Origin of the sequence: Bartonella sp. MR63HLJHH, assembly GCF_042194155.1 — a bacterium.
In the GTDB taxonomy this organism is placed as follows: domain Bacteria; phylum Pseudomonadota; class Alphaproteobacteria; order Rhizobiales; family Rhizobiaceae; genus Bartonella; species Bartonella grahamii.
Genome location: NZ_JBHIMN010000028.1, coordinates 1 through 3,339, shown reverse-complemented (window position 1 = coordinate 3,339; position 3,339 = coordinate 1). Strand labels below are relative to the sequence as shown.

Annotated in this window: 3 protein-coding genes and 1 pseudogene; 3 read left to right on the top strand and 1 reads right to left on the bottom strand. The window is 32.9% G+C overall.

The window, feature by feature from the left end; genetic code table 11:
- On the bottom strand, positions 1–586 hold a 586-nt coding region (locus ACFIKQ_RS08895; RefSeq protein WP_375645202.1), incomplete at its 3' end, for a POTRA domain-containing protein.
- Positions 587–1,011: 425 nt separating this feature from the next.
- Here ACFIKQ_RS08895 and ACFIKQ_RS08890 point away from each other — a divergent pair.
- The 3 genes and pseudogenes from ACFIKQ_RS08890 to ACFIKQ_RS08880 form a co-directional block, all read left to right on the top strand.
- A pseudogene (locus tag ACFIKQ_RS08890) lies at positions 1,012–1,627 on the top strand (type ISP restriction/modification enzyme); the annotation flags it as partial.
- Between the two features lie 301 nt (positions 1,628–1,928).
- Complete coding sequence (locus ACFIKQ_RS08885) at positions 1,929–2,186, top strand: type II toxin-antitoxin system RelB/DinJ family antitoxin (protein ID WP_026500656.1); 258 nt, start codon at positions 1,929–1,931, stop codon at positions 2,184–2,186.
- Between the two features lies 1 nt (position 2,187).
- Positions 2,188–2,460, top strand: a complete 273-nt coding sequence (locus ACFIKQ_RS08880) for a type II toxin-antitoxin system YafQ family toxin (RefSeq protein ID WP_026500655.1) — start codon at positions 2,188–2,190, stop codon at positions 2,458–2,460.
- Positions 2,461–3,339 lie beyond the last annotated feature (879 nt).

The window sequence follows — 3,339 nt, the reverse complement described above, 5'->3', positions numbered from 1 at the left end:
CAAGCCCTTGCTCTATCTGGCGCAGATTGGTCGGCTTCCCAATAAGGTTTGGAAAAGCCGTGGTGATTTCTCCTTGAAGTCTCCTCTCAACTTTATGCCCATCCAGAGTGATATCTTCCATCACACCTTCAACTACAACAATCTTGAGATGACCGCCGCTTAAATCTTGCTCAGGCAAATAAGCCCGCACCGCAATATAGCCGCGCTTCATATAAAGCTTGGTCACCGCTTTGAGCACTTTGTTGATTTCGGCAATCCCCAAACACCGCCCTTCCCAAAGAGAAATGGCTTCATGAAGGTCGGTATGAGAAATCAACTGAGCATCAACAAATTCAATGCTTTTGATCAGCAAACAGGTTGTACCAGACGAAGCACCATAGGCAGATGTGGTATCATCATCTGGCAAAAATACCCCATGTGTTTCGTTTCTACGGTGCAATCGTTGAAAACGCTGTTCTTGCGTTTGTTGTCGTTGGATGCTCTCTGATTGATTAATCGCTTTCTCACGAATATTTTGTGCTAAACTTGCCCATGAAAAAAGGCACAAAATAGCCGCAAAAACAAAAGTGAAAAAAAATCTATGCATTCATTGTGCCCTCAAAGTGAGCAACAAAATGAACCATATCATCAGCGTCACAGAAAAAATCGCCAACCGCGTAATAATTTTTTAATTTTTTGATAAGAATAATACTTCTAAAATCTAAGAGAAAAGCATAGACTGTACTGTATATACTTGCTTTATTAGTTGTGCAAACCATATCACTTCCCCCGCTTTTGAAGATTGCATTTACACTGTTAAATAACAACCATACACTCTATATGCTTCTTAATTTTAAGGTGTTGCATGTAATATAATCTTGAGCTTCAAGTAAAGACTGTTATTCATAGAATATACCAAATTTATTGGAACTGTTACATATTAGAGACAACAAGAAACACTCCATTATTATCGCTTGATAAGAAAAATAGCATGACGATAGCTTATTACTAAAATAAGCAAAAAAGAAATTGCGTAATGCCATAACTTATGAAGAATTAGCATATTTCAAAACTGCTTATCCTAATGAAAAAAACACTAAAGATGATCTGTTTTATTATGTTTACGGTCTCTTGCATTCAGAATATCGCACTCGTTATGTCAATAACCTCTCTAAAGAATTGCCTCGTCTTCTTTATATAAAAACTGCTAAGGATTTTGGAAATTTGTAACAGCAGGGCATGAATTGGGTCATTTGCACGTAAACTATGAAACTGTAGAACCTTATCCTGAGACCTTTAAAAAGGGTAATCCAAAATTAACTGACATCTCTAATCCCGAAAAGTTTTATTATGTGACTGAAATGAAATTCACAAAATTTAAAAATAGTAAGGAAAAGATAAAACCATTGTTATTTACAATAGCAATATCACAATAACAGATATCCCTCTTGAATGGGTTATGGAGCGTCAATGCGTTAAGACTGATAAAAAGAGTGGCATTGTTAATGATGCCAATTGCTATGCTGTTGAAACCATTGGCAACCCTGCTTATCCATTAGAGTTATTTCAAAGGGTTATTACCGTAAGTTTAGAAACAATGAAAATCGTGAAAAAACTACCAAAATTAGAAATTAGAGAAACTGAATAGATTTGGCATACTCACATAATGGGTATGATAAACTCATAAGGGGTATAGAGCTTATAACCATAATCTATACCTCTCTTGTTAAGTTGATTAGATATAATCTTCTTTACTATGAGGGATAACAAAATAAAGTTAAGAGAATAGGATTTTGCAACATTCCTCTTAATTATTGCGAATCAAGGATTCTTTTCGTGGAGTTTTTTTTGCCATACCTGCTATCCAGAGGGTTTTTAATTCTAAAAAATTGACTTGAAGTCACAGTGTAGCTACACTATAACAAAGGTTATAAATGGAGATACAAATCATGAAAGCCGATTCTGTTGTTCGCGCTCGCATTCCTGCTAAAATGAAAAAACAAGCGATGATTACTTTAGAACGCATGGGATTAAGTGCATCAGATCTTATCCGCATAACATTTTTGCGTGTCGCTGAAGAAGGTTGTTTGCCTTTTGAGCTTAAAGTACCTAATAGTGTCACACGTAAAGCTATAAAGGAATTAGATGAAGGTAAAGGTAAGACATTTAAAAACGCTGATGCCCTTTTTAAGGATTTAGGCATTTAATATGCTGATACCTGTTCGCTCGAGACAATTTAAACGTGACGTGCGCAAGGCGGAAAAACGCAGTAAAAATATGAATAAGCTGCGTACACTATTAAGTCTTCTAATTGAAGAAAAGCCATTACCAAGACATTACTGTGATCATCCACTAAAAGGCGATTGGGTAGGGTATCATGATATTCATATCGAACCAGATTGGCTGCTTATTTATAGAATAGAAGGAGATAAATTACATCTTATTCGTACAGGAACGCACTCTGACCTTTTCAAAGAATAATTATATGAAAAGTTAAAAATACTCTAACTTTTCTCTACATAAAGAGCACAGACCGTAAAAAACTCGCTCTTGAAGCTATAAAAAAGCTCAAAAAAGATGAGAGATAGAGAAAAAACTAATAGAATCAATAAAGAATAAAATTCTCACTATTAATATAACTTATTGACCTAATTATTATTGAGTATCCCTTTTTAAAAGAATAGTTTATATGCGTTATTCTAAAAAAAATCATTTGCACTTTTAAATACTCTTATTTTGATTGCTTTAAGATTTTTAATAAATCCCATCTTAAAGTGAATACGCTTCTTTTACATTGGCTTTAAGAGGTTATACCGTAATCTAAAATGATAGCTTTATTGTTTTCAAAAGCTTTGTTGTGAATACTTATATCACTTTACGCTTTTAATTCCCTAATTTTTGAAAAAAATATAAACACCCCCAAAACCCCTACAAAATATATATTACAGGTTGTGTTTATAGAGTGCGTTTAATATAGGTTGTTTAAATTAAAGACCCTTATAAACAAAATTCACAAAAAATTTAAAATTCATTTAGTAAAAAATTGATAGGTTATAAAGATAAAAATACGCATTATGAGAGCGTTTTTAAATATTATAAATGTATAGATTCAGAAAATAACGCAATCGTTTCATAAAGCCCATAATATAGCTTTAAAAGCACATAAATATAAAAGAAGCAATTAATAAGCATAAGTTATTATCAATACACAACGTATTTAAAAAAATATCAAAAAAGATAAAATACTATTTGACAATAAATACGTATTTTATTATATAAATGATCAAGTGCTGAAAACACTTAACGATTAGCGGATAGGTTACGAAACAATCTTTCCAAAGTCTTTAAAATACTGACTGT